Below are 21,851 nucleotides of genomic sequence, written 5' to 3'. Positions count from 1 at the left end.
GCGCTACACCGTGTCGGGCATAACGCCTTCTGCGATCCGTTGGCGAAACAGTGCAATCGTCTCGGCGACCGCCTGTTCCAACGGCGTAAACGGCAACGCGCCGATCAACCGCTCGAGTGGCGTGGCGTCGAATTCTTCCGGGAAGGGGAGCGGCTTCTCATCGAAGGTAATCAACCCACGCGTCTCCGGCGCCGCCGCCTCGATGGCTGCCACTATCTCGCCCATCGTCGCCACACTGCCGCGCAGGTTGAAAATCTCGGCGCCCTCGAACGGCGCGCGCGCGCAGGCGATGAAGGTGCGCGCCACATCATCGGCGTACTGGTAGGCGGCGCGCCCGCCATACGGAATGTGGTACGCTTTGCCGAGCGCAGCCGCAACCATCGCCTTCGTCGGACTCGACGTCAATCCCTGGTCGCGCCCCGGACCGTAGACGATGTATGGGCGCAGACCAATGCTCGGTACACGCGCATCCTGCCAGTAGACGCGCGCCGTGCCTTCGTTGGCTTGCTTGAACACGCCATACAGCGTCGTCGGATGCCCAATAGCGCCGTGCGCAACCACGCCGGACGCACCGGCGTCGACTGCATCGTACACCGCTGCCGACGAAGCATAGACCACGCTGCCGATCCGGTCGCGGCGACGCGCCACCGCCTCGAACACATTGACCGTACCGACGACATTGACGCGCGCGCCAAGCGGCGGATTGGCGCGCACAAACGGTATCTGAAGCGCCGCCAGATGAATGACGCGCGTAATGGCATGCTCGTCGAGCGCGCGTTCGAGTGCTTCCAGATCAGTAATATCGCCGGTCACAAACGTCACCTGCGCCAATTCCTCGTTGGACATAATCAGCTTCAGGCGGCGCGGATCGTTCGCCAGGTCGAAGACAACGACCGGCGTCCCTTCGCGCGCCAGGTTACGAACCGTCCAGGCGCCGATACATCCCAGCGCGCCGGTGATCAGGAAACGTTCGTTGTGCATAGTCGTTGTGAGTCTCACATTCAGTGCAAAGAAGCGCGTCGATGTTGGTCGGATTCTGACAGCACGCGCAGGATGGTCATCCTGCGGGAGCACGGGCGGCGCGCCTGCATCACGAGGACCTCTGTGCCTGTTGTTTCAAGCAATTATTGCGCGCTATTATAGCGCATAGGGCGAAAAACGGTGAAAGCCGCTGATCAGCGCAAGAAAAGCGACGAACGATGCGCAACGAACGGTTCACCGACGTTTCATCCTCACTCAATCCGGCGCGAGCGAATGATAAGCGCCACCTGCGCCACCAACCCGGCAAGCGCCAATCCGTAGCAGATCGAGACGACAAGTTGCGCCGGAACGGGAGGAAGGTTCAGTAACACACCGGCGCCGGAAACGAGGAATCCTGCACCCATCGCCCCTAGCGACCCCTGTGCCAACCGCTCTTGAATGCGCGCGATCCGGCGCAGTCGCGGATTGCTGAAAACCTCATCCCAGGGCTTCCCGCCGAGTCGCAGGCGAAACCAGGGCAACAGCGCCGCCAGCGCCGCCATGAGCGCACCGCCGATTGCCGTCACCCAGGCTGTTGTCGCATCCGCCATACGAATCACCGGGCGCGCAGCGCCACGCCGCCGCCGCGCAACCGCAACATCTCGGCGTACCGATGGCACTCCGCCGCCACACGTCGCCCCAGTTCGACAGCGTAGTTCGTCCCGCGGTCCCAGGGGTACACCTGGCTCATACTTGCCCAGAACAGCCCACGCAGCGGCGTCGCCAGCGGCGGAATATTGCGCGCGTGGTTGATCGGCACGATTGGCTGCGCGTAAGGCTCGCGGTGGAGCCAGTACGCCCGCACCCACGACGGCTCGAAGTGCGGATTGACCCGCGCCAGCGCCGGGAGAAAGCGTTGGAGCAACTCATCGGGAGTGAGACGAAAATACTCGTGATCCGGATCGAGATAGTCGCCGCAGTAGATCAGGTGATCGCCGCCATAGCGCGCCGGTTCGATGAAATTCGTGTGTTCGACCAGCGCCAGGAAGGGGAACTCACGTTTTGGCGGCATCAACCAGTAGGCGCCGTCGGTCAGCAACCGCTGCCGCAGCGCAATCGTCATCACCACTGCGCCCATGGAGCGTAGGGTTCGCAGATGGCTGAGATAATCGGTTGGCAGGTTCGGCGCCAGGCGTGCCAGCAGCGCCGGAGACCCGGTCACGATCACCGCATCAACATCCTCAGCCGCGCCGGCAAGGACGCCGCTGCCCGTCACCTGCCACACATCATCGTCCAGCTGCGTCAATGCTGCCACCGGAGCGCCGAGATGCACCACAGCGCCAAGAGATTGCACCCGCTCGAGCAGCGCATCGCAGAACGCCTGAAATCCGCCGACAAAGTAGCCCAACCGGAAACTACGCGCCTTGAGCCGCGCCCAGAGCCATGCCATGTTCACCTCGTCGGCATGAGGACCGAACTTGCCTTCCAGGAGCGGACGCCAGATCTCGCGGTAGACGTTCGGACCACACCAGCGCAACGTCCACTCCGCCGCCGTCATCTTTTCGAGCGCCTGCCAGTCATTTGTGACATACTTCAGATAAACGGCAGCCAGCCCAAAGCGCAGACGGTCGATCAAGGGAATCGCCGGGAAGCGCAGCACCGGTAGCACGCCATCGAGCGCATACGAGCGACCGTTCCACCACTGCGCCGTGATCGGGCGCCGGAAGAAGAGGTTGCCGGCAAATCCGATCTCCTGCACCAGCGCCCGGATTGCAGTGTCGCTCTCGAACAAGTGATGATAGAAACGTTCGAGCGGCCACTCCCAGCGTTCATCGCGGAACCCCGACGCAAGCCCGCCGGCAACCGGCGCCGCTTCGTAGACAATCACGCTATGACCGCTGCGCGCCAGGTCGTAGGCGGCGGTCAACCCGGCGACACCCGCGCCAATGATGGCGACTTTCATCGAACCGCCTCCGTCGCCCTGCCAAAATCGCGCCACCCCAGATGCTCACCGAGCATATACCAGGCGCCAAGCGTCGTGATCGGCAGCCACAATGCCACGTGCAGCACGACCGTATAACTGGTCGCCACTGCCTGATCGACGTTGAACGCCATCAGCACCGCAATGCCCGGCACGTGGAAGGTGCCGATGTATCCCGGCGTCGATGGGAGTGTGGTGAACAGATTCACCACCGCTGTCATAAGCATCAACACCAGAAACGACGTCTCGAACGGGAAAGCGTGCATGACAAACCAGTACTTGCCGGTTTCGGTCAACCAGATGAGCGTTGACGACATAAAGATCAGCGCCAGGTCGCGCGGGCTGCGCAGCGACTGTAACCCTTCCACGAAGCGATCGAACAGCCCATGAACGGTGGCGCGGAAGCGTTCAGGAACGAACCGATCCACAATCCAGGCATACGCGCGGCTCATATGCGTCGGACGAGCGGCAAGCGCCAGAAACGCTGCGAGTGCTGTCAGGAACAGGAGGCTCAGAATAGTGACCAGTGATGAGTAAACCGGCGGCAACGGCGCGAATGGCAGCGTCACAAAGACGAACAGGAGCATCACCAGACCATCGAAGAGACGTTCGAGTACGACAGTCGCCAGCGACGCACTGATCGGGACATTTTCTTTGCGTTTCAGAACATACGAGCGGAGGACTTCGCCCGCGCGCGCGGGGTAGACGTTGTTCCCCATGTAGCCGATGACCACGATTGGAAACAGGCGTGAGACCGGAACCGGTGCGAGGTGGCGCAGCATATAATGCCAGCGCCAGGTGCGCGCCCAAACCGCCAGGAAATAGACGCCGACCCCGGGGACGAGCCACCAGTAATTCGCCTGACGCATGACCTGCCAGAAGGTCTGGAAGTCGAGTCCACGAAGCGCAATCCAGAGGCAAACGGCGCTAACGACGATCCCCAGCCACAACTTCCAATTGCGCACCAACAGAGCCTCTCTCCAAGCGCGGGTCAGCCGCGCGATAACGTGTCTGCAACAATGCCGCGGCAGGCGTCCCCGCGTCAGGAAGGCATGATACTCTGCGCATACGGGTCTGTCAATTACAGGAGTGATGCAGTCGCTGCATGGACGATCTGCGTGAGAGAGATCGTTGCGCTTTCGGTAGCGCGGTTCTTGTCTGCTTTTGTGGTGCGGCGGTAAAGCCGCTGCATCGCATGAATGCGGAGCGCCGCGCTCCTGCGAGGTGTGGCAACCACGTGTCACGGCATCGGTCTTAGACAACACGATTCTAACGATCTTGACAAAGTAGATAAACTTGTCTAAGATTAAGACAGTAGAAGAGCAAGGTTGTATGAGGAACTCAGCATGTCTGCCGAATCGATGAACCCATCGCCGCCTGTCTTCGACCGCACCGCACTGCGGGTCAATCAGGCGGCGATCATCACCCTGCTGCTGGTTGCGTTTGTGGTCGATCTGCCCTGGCTAGTCGCCATTGTCGCTATTGTTATGGCGCTCGGCACAGTGTCGCCTGCGCTGGCGCTCTTTCAACGCCTCTACCGCGATGTGCTGCGCCCTGCCGGGGTGCTGCGCCCCGACATCCACCAGGAAGATGCCGCGCCTCACCGTTTTGCGCAAGGGATGGGCGCAACGGTGCTGTTCCTGGCGAGTGTCGCGCTTCTCGCGGGTGCAACGACGGTCGGGTGGGCGCTAGCGCTGCTTGTTGTTGTACTGGCGGCAATCAACCTGCTGTTTGGCTTCTGCGTCGGCTGTTTCATCTTCTTCCAGCTTCAGCGCCTGCGCGCATCGCATTGATTACGGATCGGGCATGTGATAGGACCCGGATACGAATGGATTGAAACGGACTCCTGCGGATTGGGCTGGGCACGTAACTTTCCAGGGGTGGCAACCAATGGTTGATCGATTATTGCTCATCATCGCAATTGCTGTGGCGGTTGCGCTGGCATGGGGATGCCTTTGCCTCTGGCGCGCCTGGAAGGTTCGCGCACTGGCGCACGAAACGCCGTTTGCCGGCATCATTCCAGCCGGGAAACCGGCGGTTATCGGCTTTTCGACCCCTGGATGCGTCGAGTGCCGCACCCGCCAGGCGCCGGCGCTGGCGCACCTGGCTGCTGCGCTGGAGGACGCAGTTACCGTGCGCATCCTGGCAGCGCCAGAATACCCGTACCTTGTTGATCGCCTCGGCATCCTGACCGCGCCGGCGACGGTTGTGCTCGATGCGACGGGTGCAGTGCGCTATGTCAATCTTGGCTTCACCGATGCTGCAACCCTCGCCGGGCAGGTTGGCAACGTTGCACATGCGGCGCCGCAAACCCGGCACAATGCCCTTACCACGTGATATTCCTCCGGCATGGTCACCCCTCGCCCTGCTCGGGGTCGTGCGCGACCCGCGCAGATTCCGCGCTGCGCTCGGAATGACACGCATGCGGCATCTTCAATCGTCCTTGGTATCAGCCATCAACCCCAGGCGCCGCAGCCAGCGTTGCGAAAAACCGAAGGATCGCGCTCCCAACGCGCCTCCCGTCACAACCAGGCGCATGCGCTGGAGCGCCTGAAGATCTGCCTGATGGCGCAATGCCTCACGCATCTGCGTGTCGTGCGTCTGCACCAACACCATCGCTCGGTCCCACACATCGCGTCGCCAGTTGCGGATCAGGCGCGCAGTGACCCACTCGTCGAGCGACCCAAAGGCGACATCGATGATGTTCATGGCTGGCGAGTAGCGTTCCAGCACGGTGTCCTGCACAACATCGATCGTTTCGCCGATGATCGTATTCACCATCAGATAATCATTGCGCCGCGATTCGCGCAACAATGGCGTCAGATCGTCCCATACGCCGCGTAGCAGGTCATCGAGCACAAGAGTCAGGTCACAGTTGATATGTGCATTGATGCCGAGGAGGAGATGGACCAGCGGCGGCACGTTCGGGGTGCGCGTCAGGTTGTGCGCCTGCCGCCAGACTTCGGGTAGCCAGCCGGCGCCGCAGTCATACCCTTCCAGGGCGATGAAATAATATTCTGCAAACTGATGCATCAGCGTATGCACCCAGGCATTGTCGTCGAAACGTCCCGCTTCGACTCCTTCGAGCATGTTGCTCGTCATCAGCGCATAGCACGCCAGAAAGATCGCGCGGCGGTCGCCGGTCGCATCCCAGGCGTCCACCCGGCTATGCATGCGTTCGAGCAGCTCGTGGTGTATCATTGCATGGAACCTCCGCCCTGGCCGATAGACGCCTGTTCAATTCGGAACAGCCCCATCGGGTTGATACTGAAAGGAACGTTGTGTATGGATACCGCTGAACTGCGCCAACAGTTGACCAACATGCTGATCGAGCGCCAGGCGCATATGATTTTCGAAGATGCAGTCGCCGCTTTTCCTGAGTCGCATATCAACACGCGCCTGCCAAACTGCCCCTACACCTTCTGGCATCTGTTGGAACATCTGCGCATCTGTCAGCGCGATATTCTGGAATACATCCAGTCCGACCATTATACCTGGCTCCGTTTTCCCGACGATCTCTGGCCCGACCCAGCGGCGACCACCGATCCGGCGGGTTGGAACCGCACTGTCGAGCAGTTCCTTGCTGACCGACAGCAACTGGTGAATATCATCAACGATCCCGATGTCGATCTCTTTGCGCCCTTGCCAAACAGCGGCGAGTATCGGCATTCAATCGTGCGCGAGATCAACATCATTGCCACCCACAATTCATACCACATTGGCGAACTGGCGATCATGCGCGCTGTGATGGGATTATGGACCCTGGTCTGATCAAAGAACACCAATGACGATGGAAGATGCCGCCTTCCTTGTCATTCCGAATTGGCGAACTGGCGATCATGCGCGCTGTGATGGGATTATGGACCCTGGTCTGATCAAAGAACACCAATGACGATGGAAGATGCCGCCTTCCTTGTCATTCCGAGCGCAGCGCGGAATCTAACCGAGCGCAGCGCGGAATCGGAGCGGGACGCGCACGACCCCTCGCTCCGCTCGGGGTGACCATGCCTTTCTGCCGAAGGCAAAAAGAGCATCGAGAAAGTCTCTGCGCCTTTGTGAGAGATCATAAAGACGCTGGTTCCGGTTCGAGACATTATCTCCCGACCAGATGCACCGGAATACTCGCAGTGAGCGTCGCCAGCACAACGACTTCGGCAATCTCACAGAGCGCGCCATAGGTGTCGCCCGTCAACCCGCCGAGATCGCGCGTCCACCAGCGTCCCAGCAGGTGAGTAACCAGCCAGACGATCGCCAGCGCCGCCAGTCCGCGCGCGCCTCCCAGCGCCAGCGCCAGGATCAGCGTCGTGCCACTGGCGATCACGAAATCGCCAGGGCGCAGTTGCGATTGGAACGCGCGTCCCAAACCGCCTTCGCGCGCCGGTGGAAAGCGCACAATGCCATAGACATCCGCCCAGCGTCCCAACACCGGCGCAAGCGCCGCAGCCGCGATCCAGGCGTCGCCGGCAGTCGCCAGGAACGTCGCTTTCAACCCCAGCACTGCTGCCAGCGCCAGCGCCCCCATAACCCCTATTCTGCTGTCGCGCATGATTTCCAGTTTGCGTTCGCGCGATCGCCAGCTCATAACGCCGTCGAAGGTATCGCTTAATCCATCGAGGTGCAGCCCCGCCGTCAGCATACCCCAGACGACTACCAGCGCAATTGCGCGCACAGTTTCGTTCCAGAGCGCCCCCGCTATCCAACCGACGGCGACCAGCAACGCTCCCAGTGCCAGCCCTGCGACAGGAAAGTACGGAATGGCGCGCGGAATCGCCTCCGCCGTCATCGGCGGCAGCCCTGGCACGGGAATGACCGTCAGAAAGCGCAACGCCTCGCCGATGGGCCACAGCGGACCCCACCGGTTGCGCGGCGCATGCTGCGACGTGGTATGCTCAGAGGACATCGTATGCGTTCCTGTCTCAATTGGGAGGGTTGTATGGATCCGCGTGGAATGATGCTTCTGTTTGGCGCTATTGTCTGTGAACTGATCGGAACCAACGCGCTCAAAGCCGCCGACGGCTTTACACGCCTGATGCCAACGCTTCTGGTGATTGCCGGGTATGGCGCCTCATTTTACCTCATGTCCCTTAGCCTGCGCACGATTCCGCTCGGCGTCGCCTACGCCATCTGGTCAGGATTGGGAACAGCCGCCATTGCGGTTATCGGCGTGCTGGTGTGGCGCGAACAGTTGAACATCACAGGTGTCATCGGTATTGTGTTGATCATTGCTGGCGTCGTGTTGCTGAACATGTTCGGCGGAAGCGAACAGTGAAGGCGGGATGGTTGCGGGCAGGGGTGTGCTGGGGACGCGCACTCACACGGTGAGCGGGTACAGAGGGAAGGTCAAAGGCGGACCCGCCCCTCACTCCTCATTCCCTCATTCCCAACCATGGTATTTCGTTGACCGTGCGCACGATTGGTCCGCCGCCATAGACATCGATTGCCGTCAGGCTCCCCAGATCGACACGCCAGCGCCAGTGATCGGTCGGCGCCAGACCGGTGATACGGCACAGAATCAGTTGAATAGGAGTGGCGTGGGTAACGACAAGGATGCGTCCGCCGGGATATGCAGGGAACAGGCTGTGCCATGCCTCCAGAATGCGCGCATTGACTTCAGCGAGGCTTTCGCCGCCCTGCGCCCGCCCGTGCAACGCATCGGCGAAGCGCGCGGCAGCTTCTTCAGGAAAGCGCGCGCGCACCTCTGCATACGTCAATCCTTCCCAGCGCCCATGGTTCGTTTCACTCCAGCGCACATCTTCGACCACCGGGATTTCCCGCCCGCGCACTATTTCAGCCGCAGTGTCATGCGCTCGTTTGCAAGGGCTGATGATCGCAACGGTCAGGGGAATTCGCCGCAGACGACGCGCCAATGCCTGCGCTTGCAAGACGCCGAACGAGGTCAGCGGGCTATCGGTTCGTCCCTGATAGCGACGTTGTTTGTTGAGCGGCGTTTGCCCATGTCGAACAAGCCAGAGAGCGGTGCGCATAGTGATAATGATACCAGAAACCGGGCGTTTCCATGGGAAAGGTGATGCTATAATACGACATGTGCAAACGGTCACAAAGCCGACAACGACCGGTTCAGACCCCGGCGCCATACTCACGCTTCCTCCGCTGCCGCCCGATCTTCGTCCGTTTCCGGTACCGAGGCGGCGACGCTTTCTTCGTGTATCCTGGTTCTTTTTCCGGGTTATCGTCCACGTTTTCATTGTCGATATTCTGTTCAACCGCTACCGGTTAACCCGCTGGTATGCACAGCGCACCGGTGTCGCCCGCTATCAGCGCATGGCGCGCGAATTTCGTCGTCTAGCGGTGCGGATGGGTGGGGTGCTGATCAAACTCGGTCAGTTCCTCAGCGCCCGCGCCGATGTGCTTCCGGCTGCGATCACCGATGAACTTGCCGGTTTGCAGGACGAAGTGCCGCCGGCGCCGCTGCCGTATGTGCTGCAAATACTCATCGCCGAATTGGGCGCATCACCCGAACGGATTTTTGCGCGCTTCGACCCGACGCCGGTGGCGGCTGCATCGCTCGGTCAGGTGTACTATGGCGAACTCCGTGACGGGAGACCGGTCGCGATCAAAATTCAGCGCCCGCGCATCGATGAAATCGTCGAAATCGATCTGAGCGCCGTGCTGTGGGCAGTGCGCGTGGTGAAGAACTATCCGCTGATCCGGCGACGCGCCGATCTGGAGCTTCTCTTCGAGGAATTTGCGCGTGTTTTGCGCGAAGAGCTCGACTATGTGAGCGAGGCGCACCATGCGCTGCGGTTTCGCGTCAATTTCGCCGATACGCCGGGGGTGTACTTCCCCAAACCCTACCCCGAACTCTCAACCCGGCGCGTGTTGATTATGGAGCGCGTCGATGGCATCAAAATCAGCGACTATGCCGCACTTGATCGCGCTGGCGTCGATCGTGCCGAAGTCGCCACGCGCCTCAACCGCGCGTACCTGAAGCAGTTTTTCATCGACGGCTTCTTCCACGCCGATCCGCACCCCGGCAATATTTTCGTGCGCGTTGAGGGTCCGCCGCCGCCGCAAACCAATGGCGTCAAACCTGGTGCGCCGTTCACGCTTATTCTCCTTGACTGCGGTATGGTCGGGCATCTGCCGCCGACGACCATGGAGATTATGCGGGGTGGTGTGATCGGGCTTGCGACGAACGACCCGGAGCGTATTGTCGAGGCGCTTGACCGTCTGGGCATGATTCTGCCCGGCGCCGACCGGCGTCCGATTATTCAGGCGCTCCAGATCGTCCTGCGCCATACCTATGCCCGCTCGCAACGCGAGTTGACCAACATCGACGTCGAGAAACTGTTTGATGAAACGGAGCATCTCGTGCGCGATCTTCCTTTTCAGATACCACAAGACCTGATTTATCTGGGACGGGCGATCAGCCTGGTGAGCGGGATCGTGACCGGCTTGCACCCCGATATCAATCTGTTCGAGGAGACGCAACCATTTGCGCAGGCCATGCTCGACCGCGAACGGCGCAATGGCGACTGGCTGGAAGAGATTCGCCGTGAAGTGACGGCGCTCAGTCAGGTGGCGGCGACGCTGCCGCGTCAGATGGATGCCTACTACAAAGCCGCCAACCGGGGCGAATTGCAGATGCGCGTCGATCTCTCACGCCTCGAACGTGGGATGAAGCGCGTCGAACGAGCGACAAACCGACTCTCCGGCGGCATTATCGCGGCTGCGCTGTTCATCGGCGGAACGCTGCTGCGGATCAATGGCTTTGCCGACGAAGCGTTCTGGTCGTGGGCAGCCGCAGCCGGTGTGGCGCTCTGGACCGTCTGGCCCCGCAATGATCGCTGAGAGGCATATGGCGTCACAAGGCGCAACCACTCACCTTGCATCGTACACCGCCTCCCTTTCCCGGCGCCTCGCCTGGCTCCGCACCCTTCCTGACGGCGTCATTTATGATCGATCATTGCCGCAAACGCGCCTCTGGGTTATCAAGGATGCATCGTTTATCAGCCTTTTTTTTCTGAACCCGGAAACCGGCGCACTCGATGGACCAATGTCGCGGATCGATATTGAGCGACCGCTGCATCTCCTGGCGCCCTATACCCGTGCGCTCCTGCTCACGCTTCTCTGGCGTCCGGCGCCACACCGCATCTGCATGCTCGGTTTTGGCGGGGGACGCATGTCGCTGGCGCTGCACGCTCATCTCCCTGATGTGAACATCGACAATGTCGATGTTGATCCGGCATTCGAGACTATCGCCGCCGACTATTTCGGTGTGATATTCGACGAACGGCAGCGCCTCCACATCGCCGATGCGCAGGCGTTTCTCCAATCGACGATGCACCGTTATGACATTATTATTATGGATGCGTTTAGTGATGCTCGTGACAATCTGAATCATCTGGCGACGGCGGAGTTTTATGCGCTCTGTCGGGAACGGTTGCGCCCCGGCGGTGTCATCGGCGTCAACTTCCTGCGCAGCGATCCGCATCTTTCCACGAAAGTGGACGCCTTTCGCGCTGCGTGGCACACCACACTGGCGACGCCGCTGCGCCACTCTCTCGTTGCGTTTGGCGTGGGGCGTATGCCCGCGCCGGCCACCGAACTCACCACCCGCGCATGCGCTCTGGCGCAGCGGTACGGCTTCGACGCCGATCTGAGCAATCTCGCGGCGACGTTGCGCCCATTGCGCGCGATCGACCTCTGGTAATAAGCGAACTGTATACTCCACATGATCGGCAGGGAAGGAACTGCCGCTTGTTACTCTCCCAGGGGAGTCAGGTGTGCTATGGAAAACACTCGTTATTACCTGGGATTCAACCGGGTGAATGGCATTGGTCCGGCTCGCCTTGATCGTCTGATCGAATGGTGCGGCTCGATTGAAGCCGCCTGGTGCGCGTCGGTTGCCGAACTTGCCGCCGCCGGATTAGAACCCAAACTGATCGAATCTCTGATTGAAACGCGACGTACACTCGATCTCGACCGTGAGATAGAACGCGCCCGACGCGCCGGAATCACCCTTATCGACCGTGAGAACCCTGCGTATCCTGCGCCCTTGCGCCATATCCCATCACCGCCTCCGCTGCTCTACGTGCGTGGTGCGCTCTCCGAAGCCGACTCCTGGAGTGTTGCGGTGGTCGGCACACGCCAGCCGACGTCGTATGGACGCGAAGCCACCCGACGTCTGACGACCGGGTTGGTCGAGGCGGGTGTGACGATTGTGAGCGGTCTGGCGCTGGGCATCGACAGCATTGCGCATACCGCCGCACTCGACGCTGGTGGGCGAACCCTGGCGGTTCTGCCATGTGGCGCCGATATGGTCTACCCCGAACGGCATGCTGCTCTGGCGCGGCGTATTGCCGGCAATGGCGCACTGATCTCGGAATTTCCGCTCGGCGCGCGACCTATCCCACAACTCTTTCCGGTGCGCAACCGGTTGATCAGCGCGCTGGCGCGCGGGGTGCTGGTGGTGGAAGCCGGGGCGAAGAGCGGCGCACTGATTACCGTCGATTACGCGCTCGAACAGGGGCGCGACGTCTTTGCCGTGCCGGGACCGATCTTCAGCCCGCGGTCTGAAGGAACCAACCAACTGATTCGCAATGGCGCCGGACTGGCGACATGCGCTGGCGATATTCTGGAAGCGCTCGATATGAGCGTGGCAGCCAGCCAGCAAGAGGTGCGCACTGCCCTGCCCGATGATCCGGTCGAAGCCGCAGTGCTGGCGCTGGTCGGGTATGAGCCGCTCCATATCGACGATCTGCAACGCCGCACATCCATGCCGGTCTACGAAGTGTCTGCGGCGCTGGCAGTCCTGGAACTCAAAGGCTTTGTGCGTCAGAGTGCGCCAATGTGCTATGTATTGGCGCACTGACCGAATGATACCAATGACCTGTGACCATCCGGCATGGTCACCCCGAGCAGCGCGAGGGGTCGTGCGCGACCCGCTCCGATTCCTCGCTGCGCGCGGTTAGATTCCTCGCTGCGCTCGGAATGACGAGGAAGGCGGCATCTTCAATCGTCATTGGTATGACCCGATCAAGCGGCGTACCGGCAGCCATGCAACGCGGGGACTATCGGGCTATTTTCAGACGAGCGGGCAAACCCTAAAATAAGGTACATATGGTATAGCGCCATCATTATTCCGCGACGTTGTGCTGGAGCGCGTCCATGTGTCTACCATATCGCATTGCACTTCTCATCCTGGCTCTTGCTCTGAGTCCGATACCGCTCCCCCTCTCTGCTCAGACGTCTGCCACTCCCCCTGCTGCTATCGGCGAACCGGCAAGCAATACGGAGGCAGTCAGCTCCGCCTCTTCCGAACCTGCGAGTACACCAGCAGCGACAACGCGGGTGTATCTTCCGTTCGTCATCGTGCCGGGAACCACCGGCAGCAGCGACACGAGTACGCTGTCATCGCTTGCTCAACAGGTTGTTGACCTGACAAATCAGTATCGCGCGGCGGCGGGATGTGCCCCGCTGACGGTGTCGCAGCAGTTGACCGCCGCTGCGGCTGCGCACAGTCAGGACATGGCAACGACCAATTTCTTCAGTCATACCGGATCGGATGGCTCAAGCCCCTGGGATCGCATCCGGCGCACAGGGTATACGTACTCAAGCGCTGCGGAGAACATTGCCGCTGGCTACCGCACCGCCGAGCAGGTCGTGCAGGCATGGTACAACAGTGCGGGGCATCGTCAGAATATGTTGAACTGTAATCTGCGCGAGATCGGTGTTGCCTACGCCGACGGCGGTTCATACGGAAGGTACTGGACACAGGTTTTTGCCACTCCGCGTTGAACGCAGCGCTGCCCGCAGAGTAACCGGCGCGCAGCGCTGCGTTTCGGTGATCACTCGCCGAGATGCGTCGCTGCGCGCGGCATGACAACGAGCCATCAGGGTGACGGCAGCACGAGGTTGTTCGGTCGGCAGGCGCCAACCGGCCTTCTACTATTCCTCATCATCTTCGGAGTAGCGCGGTGGAGGGCGATCACTGCGCGAAAAGCCTCTAGCCCCACGGTTATCGCGGCGGTCACTGCGGAAGCCACTGCTGCGGTCGTCGCGGCGGTCACTGCGGAAGCCGCTGCTGCGGTCGTCGCGGCGGTCACTGCGGAAGCCGCTGCTGCGGTCATCGCGGCGGTCACTGCGGAAGCCGCTGCTGCGGTCATCGCGGCGGTCACTGCGGAAGCCGCTGCTGCGGTCGTCGCGGCGGTCACTGCGGAAGCCGCTGCTGCGGTCGTCGCGGCGGTCACTGCGGAAGCCGCTGCTGCGGTCGTCGCGGCGGTCACTGCGGAAGCCGCTGCTGCGGTCGTCGCGGCGGTCACTGCGGAAGCCGCTGCTGCGGTCGTCGCGGCGGTCACTGCGGAAGCCGCTGCTGCGGTCGTCGCGGCGGTCACTGCGGAAGCCACTGCCACGGTCATCGCGGCGGTCGCTGCGGAAGCCACTGCTGCGGTCATCGCGGCGGAAGTCGCGCGGTCCATTGCCACGGTCATCGCGGCGGAAGTCGCGCGGTCCATTGCCACGGTCGTCGCGGCGGAAGTCGCGCGGTCCATTGCCACGGTCGTCGCGGCGGAAGTCGCGCGGTCCACTGCCACGGTCGTTGCGGCGGTCACTGCGGAAGCCACTGCCACGGTCATCGCGGCGGAAGTCGCGCGCTGGAGAGGCGTTGCGATGGGGCGCCTCTTTATCACGCACCTTACGCCCCTCCTCGCCAATCGACGGAATACCCTTCTCGCTACCAATCGCTTCGTCGAGTTCGGGCAGAGTTGTCTCTGTCACTTTTTCACCTTTCTGTAGCAATCGCGCCGACGGATTGATACGCCGCAACCGTCGACCGCCAACTGCTTTCATCTCGTCCTGTTCACGCCGACGCGGCCGTTCCGCATCGGCGACCGCCGCGTTTCGTTCGGCGTGCTCTCGCAGCATGTCAACCTCTTCATCGGTAAGAAAGCGCCACGTGCCGCTTGGGAGGTCTCCCAGAGCCAGCGGACCTTCGCGCACACGGATCAACCGCCGCACCTCGTACCCCAGCAATCGCGCCACCTCGCGAATCTGGCGCTTGCGTCCCTCGTGTAAAATCACGCGCACCCATGCGCCTTCGGGTGTGCGCTCGATCAGTTCGACCCAGGCAGGCGCTGTTTTCACGCCGTCCAGTTCCACACCGGTGCGCCAGGCGCGCAGCGCATTCGGCGATGGCGCGTCATTCAACAGGACCTGATACTCTTTCTCGACCTGATAGCTGGGATGGGTCAGCTTCTGAGTTAGTTCACCATCGTCGGTCAACAGCAGCAAGCCTTCTGAGTCGTAATCGAGCCGTCCGACCGGAAACAACCGCTGTGGCAGATTGACCAAATCCACCACTGTTGGACGACCGTGCGGATCATCGGTTGTCGAGACCACACCTGCCGGTTTGTGGAGCATGACATAGGTGCGGTGGTGAATCTTACCGATCGGCTTTCCATCAACGAGAATCTCATCGTGTTCCGGGTCCACGCGCGTACCGGGGATGCGGACCACTTTGCCGTTGACCATGACGCGCCCTGCGGCAATGTACTCTTCACAGTCACGCCGCGACGCAATGCCGGCGCTTGCCAGCACTTTCTGCAATCGTTCTGCACTCAAGATTGAACCTGTCTCCTCATCACGCGGACGTTCAACCGCAGCATTCCGGCGCAACGGGGCGTCTGGAGGAAGCGCCGGATTCTCAAAGCGGCTTGATTGTCAAGCCATTACATGCTTACCGATAAACGGACGCGCCACTCTTGTGGATGCTTCTTCGTTTCCCTGCGGCTCTGCGCCGGGGGATCGCTACAGCGGGTCTCGCAACTTCATTCCAAACGAGGAGCAATGAAGCGTGGACTCGCCGTATTATACCATATCTTCGCTGAACCTGCGAACCAAAAAAACGTCGTTGTTGATGGTATAATAGCGCGCGTTGCGCAGGCAGCGCAGCAGCTGTCTGCTTCCTCGCCTGCATTGCCGCAGATGTCCATCGTCTTGTCTCTTCTGGTGGTCTGGAGCACGTATGACTGCGCCAACTCGACGAGTGTTCACGCCGTCCCCGCCTGACAGGCCTCGCTTTACCGTGGCGGATGGCGTGATTCTGCTCATCATTGTCGGGCTGCTTGCGCTTGGCATCTGGGCTGCCGAGTCTGCTCCCGCCGAAGTGCGCGGACCGGAGATCAGCCTGTCAATCAGTGCGTTACCGTTCTATGCGTTGCATTCGGTTGGGCGCATGGCGGCAGCGTATGTGCTATCGCTCGTGTTTACCCTGATCTACGGCTACGTTGCCGCCTACAATCCACGCGCCGAGCGGGTGCTCATGCCGTTGCTCGATGTGTTGCAGAGTGTGCCGATCCTCTCGTTCCTGCCGATCGTCCTGCTGAGTCTCACGGCGATCCTGCCAGAGGGGATTGCGGTCGAATTGGCGTCTATTGTGCTCATCTTCACCAGCCAGGTCTGGAACATGACCTTCGCCTGGTATCAGTCGCTGACGACCGTGCCGCGCGAACTGCGCGAAGCGAGTGCGATCTTCCGTTTTACCCGCTGGCGCCGGTTGACGGTGCTGGAACTGCCATTTGGCGCTCTGGCATTGATCTGGAACAGTATGATGAGCTGGGCAGGCGGTTGGTTCTTCCTTATGGCCGCCGAGATTTTTACGCTTGGCGCGCGCGACTTTCGCCTGCCCGGACTGGGCGCCTATTTGCAGACGGCTGCCAATGAAGAGAACCTGACCGCCATTGGCTACGGCATCGCCACGCTGGTCGTCGTCATTGTACTGCTCGATCAACTGGTCTGGCGTCCATTGCTCGTCTGGGCGGATCGTTTCAAACTCGAAATGGTCGAGAGCGACAATCCGCCGCAGTCGTGGTTCTACGATCTGGTGCAACGCGCTGCGCTGAACAACGCAGTTGCCGGCGCAGTCGCTCCGATAGGGCGCGTGTTCGATGCGTTGATGGACCGCTTGCTGCCGCTGCCCCGTAGTCTCAACGCCGAAACAAACCGTCGCTTCAGTGTTGGATGGCTGGTCTTTGCCGCCATTATCGTAGCGGCGCTGGCGGGCGTGCTGTTTGGCGGGCGGTTGCTGCTCCAGGTTTCGCTTGATCAGTGGATCGACATTGGCATCGGGATCGGCGCGACGTTCCTGCGCGTTGTGGCAGCGCTGACAATTGCGCTGCTCTGGACGGCGCCGCTTGGCGTCTATATCGGCACGCAACCGCGCGCGGCGGCAGTGCTTCAGCCAATCGTGCAGATCGTCGCTTCCATTCCGGCAACGGCGCTCTTCCCGGTGCTGGTGCTGGCGCTGCTCGCCGTGCCCGGCGGGTTGAATGTTGCGGCGGTGCTGCTCATGCTGCTCGGCACGCAGTGGTACCTGCTGTTCAATGTTATTGCCGGCGCTGCGGCCATTCCGCAGGATTTACGCTACACGACCGACCTGTTGCAACTGAGTGGTTGGCAGCGCTGGCGCACGCTGATCCTGCCGGCGCTCTTTCCGTACCTGATCACCGGCATGATCACCGCCAGCGGAGGCGCCTGGAATGCCAGCATCGTCGCGGAATACGTCGTCTTTGGCGGGCAGGCGTACCAGAGTATTGGCGTCGGTGCGCAGATTACATCCGCCACAGCCGACGGCGACTACCCGCGCCTCCTGGCGGCGACGCTGGCAATGGTTGTCACGGTTGTGGCAATCAATCGCCTCGTCTGGCGGCGTCTCTATCGTCTGGCGGAAAACGTCTATCGCATGGAATGACGATCCAGGAGGTGACGTGTGGCGACATCCAACGGCGCAGTGCTGGTCGAACTGAAAAATGTTGCGCAACGCTACGGGCGCGGCGAGAAACGCTTCACCGCTATTGAGCATATCAACCTGACGATTCGCGAGGGAGAGTTCGTTGCGCTGCTCGGTCCGTCGGGTTGCGGTAAAAGCACGCTGCTTCGCATTATCACCGGCTTGAATCGCCCGAGTGACGGCGAGGTGCGCTACCGCGGCAAGTCGCTGAACGGCGTCAATCCGTATGCGACGATTGTCTTTCAGTCGTTTGCGCTTTTTCCGTGGTTAACCGTCGAAGGGAATGTAACTGTCGCCATGCGGGCGCGTGGCATGCCGGCGGAACAGGCGCGCGCCCGCGCCATTGAGTTGATCGATCTCGTTGGCCTCGACGGTTTCGAGCAGGCGTATCCGCGTGAACTGTCGGGCGGCATGCGCCAGAAAGTCGGGATTGCCCGCGCACTCGCAGCCAACCCGGAATTGCTCTGCCTCGATGAGCCGTTCAGTGCACTCGATGTGCTGAGCGCCGAGACGCTGCGCGGCGAAGTGCTCGAACTCTGGACCGGCGGCCAACTCCAGATCCGCGCCGTGCTCATGGTGACCCACAACATCGAAGAAGCGCTCTTCATGGCGGATCGGATCGTCGTGATGGACAAAGGTCCAGGGCGGATCATCGCCGAAGTGCCGGTGTCCCTGCCCCATCCGCGCGACCGCAAATCCGAATCGTTCGTCGCGTTGACCGACCGCGTCTACGGCATTCTCATGGGGCAGACGCAGCCGGAGCACGTCGAGTTCGGCACGGAACCGGGGCAGGCCGGGCGCACACGTGCGCTGCCAAACGCCGATGTCACCGAACTCGCCGGTCTGCTCGAACATGTGAACAGCACTCCCACCGAGCGCGACGATATTTACCAACTGGCAGAAGACCTGGGAATCGATTTCAACAACCTGCTGGCGCTGGTTGAGGCGGCGGAATTGCTTGGCTTCGCCCGTGTCGAGACGGGTGACCTGATCATTACGCCGCTCGGCGAAACGTTTGCCGACGCCAGCATTCTGGCGCGCAAAGAAATCTTTGCGTCGCGGTTACGGCGGTTGCCCTTCTTTCGCTGGATGCTGCGCATGCTGGAAGCGTCGGGTGAACGCTCACTGCGTCGGGAAGTGCTCCTCACTGCTCTGGAGCGCGACTTCCCGCCTGTTGAAGCGGAACAGCAACTCGATATCGCCAGCAAATGGGGGCGCTACGCCGAACTCTTCGGCTACGACGACGCTCAGGGGCGCTTCTTCCTCGAAGAGGTCGCTACCCCCGCATAACGAGTGGCAGTTGGACGCGATAAGGGCGCTCGATGGTCGGACGGATGCGCAGCAATTGCGCACTTGTCTCGTCGGTGGATATATACAGAAACCCATCCGGTCCAACGGTCACATCGCGCAGGCGACCATACGTACCATCGATCAGAATCTCCTGCTCGACAATCGTGCGATTGTCGATCTTCAGGCGGTAGAGCCTGCCGGTTTTCAACGTGACGAAGAAGAGATCGCCAGACCATTCAGGGAATGCGCTGCCTGTGTAGAAAACCATGTCGGACGTGGCAACCGTTCTTTCAGGGTTAAACACTGCAACCGGCGGCATGAAATCGGGCACACTGCCGCAGTTGACCGTTCCCAGGCAATAATGCGGTCCGCTCCCCCAACCCCAGCCGTAGTTGCGCCCGGCGATCAGGACGTTGAGTTCGTCCATGATCTCCGGTCCGTGCTCGGTGCTCCAGAGGTCGCCGGTCGTCGGGTGGAATGCCAGCCCCTGATGGTTGCGGTGCCCATACGTCCAGATCAGTGAACGCGGTATCCGACCGTTGTCGTAAAAGGGGTTATCAGTTGGAATGCTGCCGTCTTTGAAGATGCGGAAGGTCTTGCCGCCGGTGCTGTCGAGATCCTGCGCGAGTGATGGAACGGTGGCATCGCCCATCGATACGAACAGATACCGGTTATCAGGCGAGACGATCACGCGACAGCCATTGTGGTAGAGTGCGCCAACCATCGTCTCAATCAGGACGCGCTCTCCAGAAACGGCGCCAGATACCGGATTGACCGTGAACCGCGAGAGGCGGTTCCGACGATTGCCGTCGTTATCGAAGAAGCTGTAGCAGATATACGCCCAGCCGTTTGTCGCAAAATCGGGGTCGAGCGCCATTCCCATCATGCCGGCTTCTTGCTCGGCGCGAAATCGGGCAGGCGGCAGACCACTGAACGTCTGTACATTGCCGGTTGCGGTATTCAGGGCATACAGGCGACCACTGTTGCGCGCAGTAAAGAATAGCCGCCCATCAGGCGCAAAATTGATACTCCACGGTCGATCGAGACCGGTCTTCACCACCTGGATTTCGTAGCCGGGCGCGGCATATGTGGCGCTCCCTCCAGGCAATGCCGTCGCGGCAATCGTCAGAAACAGCATCATCCACAACAAATGTCGAGGCATAGACTTTCCCTCTTCAGGACAGGCGCGCGCAGGCGCAGTTGCAGATTTCTAGTTGCATCGGCATTCTCGCACATTCCGCTGCGCGAGCAAAGGCGGCTCGTGCGTTGAACGCAGGACGATGGTCCTGTTTTTGCGCCAGTGTTCGACTCGATAGCCGGGGATGAGCGTGAGGGAACCACCGATGCCTGCCTGCCCCCTCCCTACAGCCGTAGGGCTTCTCAGTTCTCTAAGGAAAGAGAATAGAATAGGAGTCTCGTGCCGCAACACCACGTGGGAGTACGCAATGATTGCCTATCATCCGAACAGTTTGCTGGGACACTTGGCGCCGGCGCCCGATCCCCGTCGGCGATCTGGTCGACGGTATCCGCTGCCAAGCCTGCTGGGGGTGGTCATACTCGGCATGTTGCATGGACAAGACGCGCTGCATAGCGCGTGGACATGGGCGCATGGGCGTTGGGGCGCGCGCTGGCGTCCACTTGGGGCCCACAGTCCGCATTTCCCCGCCTACAATACGGTACGGGACCTGCTGGCATGCGTGGATGCGGACGACCTGGATCGGCGGCTGCGTCCCTGGATGGAGCGACTGCTTGGCATGCCCGTGGGCGGGATCAGGGCCGATGGCAAGGTCTTAGGGGGGAGCAAACGCGCCGGGGCGCCCGCCCTGCATGGCGTCGAACTCGTCACCCATACCACGGGGATGGCGCTCGCCCAACGCGAGGCCGTCGGCGGCCCTGTTGGCGCTGCTCACGGAAGCGCCCTTGGACGGGCGCATGGTCAGTATGGATGCGGGCTTCCTGAATGCCGCCGTCACCCAAACCATTGTGCAGGAACACGGCAATTGCCTGGGCGGTGTCAAAGGCGATCAGGCTGAGTGCAGGCGCTCCTCGATGACCGGGTCGCCCCGCAGGTGCTTTTCCCCCCCCGGACACGCCGCCAGCCCCGTTGCCGGTAGCGCTGGATCAGATTGCGCCACCCCGGCGGAAGCGCCAGCCGATCGGGTTCCGTCGTGAACTCCAACCCCGCCGGGCGCCGGATGCGCAGACGATCGAGCAATCGCGGGGGCGATTGGAGATCCGCGAGCTCTGGGTCGTGGATGCGGGAGACGTGGGGCCGTCTCTCATGACCGCATATGGGTGGCGGCAGGTCACACAGATTGGCGGGCTCCGACGCTGGTGTCGGCGGCGGCATGCGGACCTGTGGACGGTAGAGGAAGTGACGGTCGTCAGTAGTCGCCAACGCACGCCCGCACAGTTCCTGGCGAGCATCCGCAACCACTGGACGATCGAAAATCAAGTCCACCGACCACGGGATGGCAGCATGCAGGAAGATCGCTTGCACGGACGGGCCATTGGGGTCATCCTCGCCGTGTGCCGGAATGTGGTGATCAATCTCATCCGGCGACATCTTCCGGGTCGCTACATCCCAACCGCGCGCAACGCCATCACCACCGACCTCGGCATCGCATTACGCTGGATGCATCTTCCATTAAGGAACTGAGAAGCCCTACCGGCTTGCAACGCATCACACTCTATGCTACAATGATCACGAAATGCCGGTGTAGCTCAGCGGTAGAGCAGCTGTTTCGTAAACAGCAGGCCGTCGGTTCGAATCCGACCATCGGCTCCACGTATTGAGTTGCGCAATGCACAGAGCCGAGACGAGTCATTGTCTCGGCTCTTGAGTTTCGGCGCCGCTATTTCAGGGATGGG

At 61.2% G+C, this 21,851-nt stretch carries 21 protein-coding genes and 1 tRNA gene; 13 read left to right on the top strand and 9 right to left on the bottom strand.

The genetic code is table 11. The features are described from left to right. Positions 1 to 3 precede the first annotated feature (3 nt). From RCAS_RS00970 to RCAS_RS00955, 4 genes are all read right to left on the bottom strand, one after another. Positions 4 to 981 carry an NAD-dependent epimerase/dehydratase family protein gene (locus RCAS_RS00970; protein ID WP_011997720.1) on the bottom strand — a complete coding sequence of 326 codons (978 nt, stop codon included), beginning with the start codon at positions 979 to 981 and terminating at the stop codon, positions 4 to 6. 251 nt (positions 982 to 1,232) lie between these two features. Continuing rightward, positions 1,233 to 1,571, bottom strand: coding sequence for a hypothetical protein (locus RCAS_RS00965; protein WP_011997719.1), 339 nt, complete (start codon positions 1,569 to 1,571; stop codon positions 1,233 to 1,235). A gap of 5 nt (positions 1,572 to 1,576) precedes the next feature. After that, positions 1,577 to 2,923 (bottom strand): NAD(P)/FAD-dependent oxidoreductase, encoded by a 1,347-nt coding sequence (locus RCAS_RS00960; protein WP_011997718.1) that lies wholly within the window; start codon positions 2,921 to 2,923, stop codon positions 1,577 to 1,579. After that, entirely contained in the window at positions 2,920 to 3,906 is a 987-nt protein-coding gene (locus RCAS_RS00955) for a lysylphosphatidylglycerol synthase transmembrane domain-containing protein (protein WP_011997717.1), read from the bottom strand. Before RCAS_RS00955 ends, RCAS_RS00960 begins: the two co-directional genes overlap by 4 nt. A 381-nt stretch (positions 3,907 to 4,287) precedes the next feature. On the opposite strand from RCAS_RS00955, the gene RCAS_RS00950 reads away from it, so the two are divergent. Beyond that, positions 4,288 to 4,734, top strand: coding sequence for a DUF4395 domain-containing protein (locus RCAS_RS00950; protein WP_011997716.1), 447 nt, complete (start codon positions 4,288 to 4,290; stop codon positions 4,732 to 4,734). A 97-nt stretch (positions 4,735 to 4,831) separates the two neighbouring features. Next, positions 4,832 to 5,278, top strand: a complete 447-nt coding sequence (locus RCAS_RS00945) for a hypothetical protein (RefSeq protein ID WP_011997715.1) — start codon at positions 4,832 to 4,834, stop codon at positions 5,276 to 5,278. Positions 5,279 to 5,374: 96 nt separating this feature from the next. Here the strand turns inward: RCAS_RS00945 and RCAS_RS00940 are convergent, their stop codons facing one another. Beyond that, positions 5,375 to 6,142 carry a DUF5995 family protein gene (locus RCAS_RS00940; RefSeq protein WP_011997714.1) on the bottom strand — a complete coding sequence of 256 codons (768 nt, stop codon included), beginning with the start codon at positions 6,140 to 6,142 and terminating at the stop codon, positions 5,375 to 5,377. Positions 6,143 to 6,226: 84 nt separating this feature from the next. On the opposite strand from RCAS_RS00940, the gene RCAS_RS00935 reads away from it, so the two are divergent. Then, a complete protein-coding gene (locus RCAS_RS00935; RefSeq protein ID WP_011997713.1) occupies positions 6,227 to 6,712 on the top strand; it encodes a DinB family protein in 486 nt (161 codons plus the stop codon). A 322-nt stretch (positions 6,713 to 7,034) separates the two neighbouring features. On the opposite strand, the gene cobS is transcribed toward RCAS_RS00935, so the two are convergent. Next, positions 7,035 to 7,841 carry an adenosylcobinamide-GDP ribazoletransferase gene (gene cobS / locus RCAS_RS00930; protein ID WP_011997712.1) on the bottom strand — a complete coding sequence of 269 codons (807 nt, stop codon included), beginning with the start codon at positions 7,839 to 7,841 and terminating at the stop codon, positions 7,035 to 7,037. A 33-nt stretch (positions 7,842 to 7,874) separates the two neighbouring features. On the opposite strand from cobS, the gene RCAS_RS00925 reads away from it, so the two are divergent. After that, the gene (locus tag RCAS_RS00925; protein WP_011997711.1) at positions 7,875 to 8,210 is read left to right on the top strand and encodes a DMT family transporter; all 336 of its coding nucleotides are present in this window, start codon (positions 7,875 to 7,877) and stop codon (positions 8,208 to 8,210) included. Positions 8,211 to 8,307: 97 nt separating this feature from the next. Here the strand turns inward: RCAS_RS00925 and RCAS_RS00920 are convergent, their stop codons facing one another. Then, a complete protein-coding gene (locus tag RCAS_RS00920; RefSeq protein ID WP_011997710.1) occupies positions 8,308 to 8,925 on the bottom strand; it encodes a histidine phosphatase family protein in 618 nt (205 codons plus the stop codon). Between the two features lie 61 nt (positions 8,926 to 8,986). On the opposite strand from RCAS_RS00920, the gene RCAS_RS00915 reads away from it, so the two are divergent. The 4 genes from RCAS_RS00915 to RCAS_RS00900 all read left to right on the top strand — a co-directional run bounded on the left by RCAS_RS00915 (position 8,987) and on the right by RCAS_RS00900 (position 13,702). Beyond that, positions 8,987 to 10,753: an ABC1 kinase family protein gene (locus RCAS_RS00915; protein ID WP_011997709.1), complete on the top strand. Its 1,767-nt coding sequence runs from the start codon at positions 8,987 to 8,989 to the stop codon at positions 10,751 to 10,753. A gap of 7 nt (positions 10,754 to 10,760) precedes the next feature. Further along, a complete protein-coding gene (locus tag RCAS_RS00910; RefSeq protein WP_011997708.1) occupies positions 10,761 to 11,615 on the top strand; it encodes a spermidine synthase in 855 nt (284 codons plus the stop codon). Between the two features lie 78 nt (positions 11,616 to 11,693). Next, positions 11,694 to 12,776, top strand: a complete 1,083-nt coding sequence (gene dprA, locus RCAS_RS00905; RefSeq protein WP_011997707.1) for a DNA-processing protein DprA — start codon at positions 11,694 to 11,696, stop codon at positions 12,774 to 12,776. A gap of 296 nt (positions 12,777 to 13,072) precedes the next feature. Further along, positions 13,073 to 13,702: a CAP domain-containing protein gene (locus tag RCAS_RS00900; protein WP_011997706.1), complete on the top strand. Its 630-nt coding sequence runs from the start codon at positions 13,073 to 13,075 to the stop codon at positions 13,700 to 13,702. A 150-nt stretch (positions 13,703 to 13,852) separates the two neighbouring features. Here RCAS_RS00900 and RCAS_RS00895 read toward each other — a convergent pair whose 3' ends face one another. Beyond that, positions 13,853 to 15,523 carry a pseudouridine synthase gene (locus RCAS_RS00895; protein WP_011997705.1) on the bottom strand — a complete coding sequence of 557 codons (1,671 nt, stop codon included), beginning with the start codon at positions 15,521 to 15,523 and terminating at the stop codon, positions 13,853 to 13,855. A 403-nt stretch (positions 15,524 to 15,926) separates the two neighbouring features. On the opposite strand from RCAS_RS00895, the gene RCAS_RS00890 reads away from it, so the two are divergent. Further along, positions 15,927 to 17,651 carry an ABC transporter permease gene (locus RCAS_RS00890; RefSeq protein WP_011997704.1) on the top strand — a complete coding sequence of 575 codons (1,725 nt, stop codon included), beginning with the start codon at positions 15,927 to 15,929 and terminating at the stop codon, positions 17,649 to 17,651. A gap of 18 nt (positions 17,652 to 17,669) precedes the next feature. Next, complete coding sequence (locus tag RCAS_RS00885; protein WP_011997703.1) at positions 17,670 to 18,980, top strand: ABC transporter ATP-binding protein; 1,311 nt, start codon at positions 17,670 to 17,672, stop codon at positions 18,978 to 18,980. Here the strand turns inward: RCAS_RS00885 and RCAS_RS00880 are convergent. Then, the gene (locus RCAS_RS00880) at positions 18,967 to 20,142 is read right to left on the bottom strand and encodes a PQQ-dependent sugar dehydrogenase (RefSeq protein ID WP_011997702.1); all 1,176 of its coding nucleotides are present in this window, start codon (positions 20,140 to 20,142) and stop codon (positions 18,967 to 18,969) included. The two genes, RCAS_RS00885 and RCAS_RS00880, sit on opposite strands and share 14 nt — an antisense overlap. Before the next feature lie 160 nt (positions 20,143 to 20,302). On the opposite strand from RCAS_RS00880, the gene RCAS_RS26390 reads away from it, so the two are divergent. From RCAS_RS26390 to RCAS_RS00865, 3 genes are all read left to right on the top strand, one after another. Then, positions 20,303 to 21,013 (top strand): transposase family protein, encoded by a 711-nt coding sequence (locus RCAS_RS26390; RefSeq protein WP_083760257.1) that lies wholly within the window; start codon positions 20,303 to 20,305, stop codon positions 21,011 to 21,013. Between the two features lie 248 nt (positions 21,014 to 21,261). Then, positions 21,262 to 21,639: a hypothetical protein gene (locus RCAS_RS00870; RefSeq protein ID WP_157042497.1), complete on the top strand. Its 378-nt coding sequence runs from the start codon at positions 21,262 to 21,264 to the stop codon at positions 21,637 to 21,639. 54 nt (positions 21,640 to 21,693) lie between these two features. Beyond that, positions 21,694 to 21,768, top strand: a tRNA-Thr gene (locus RCAS_RS00865). Positions 21,769 to 21,851: the final 83 nt, after the last annotated feature.

The sequence above is a fragment of the Roseiflexus castenholzii DSM 13941 genome (assembly GCF_000017805.1).
GTDB lineage: Bacteria > Chloroflexota > Chloroflexia > Chloroflexales > Roseiflexaceae > Roseiflexus > Roseiflexus castenholzii.
Note: the sequence above shows the minus strand (reverse complement) of the source record. Positions and strands in the feature narration are given on the sequence as shown.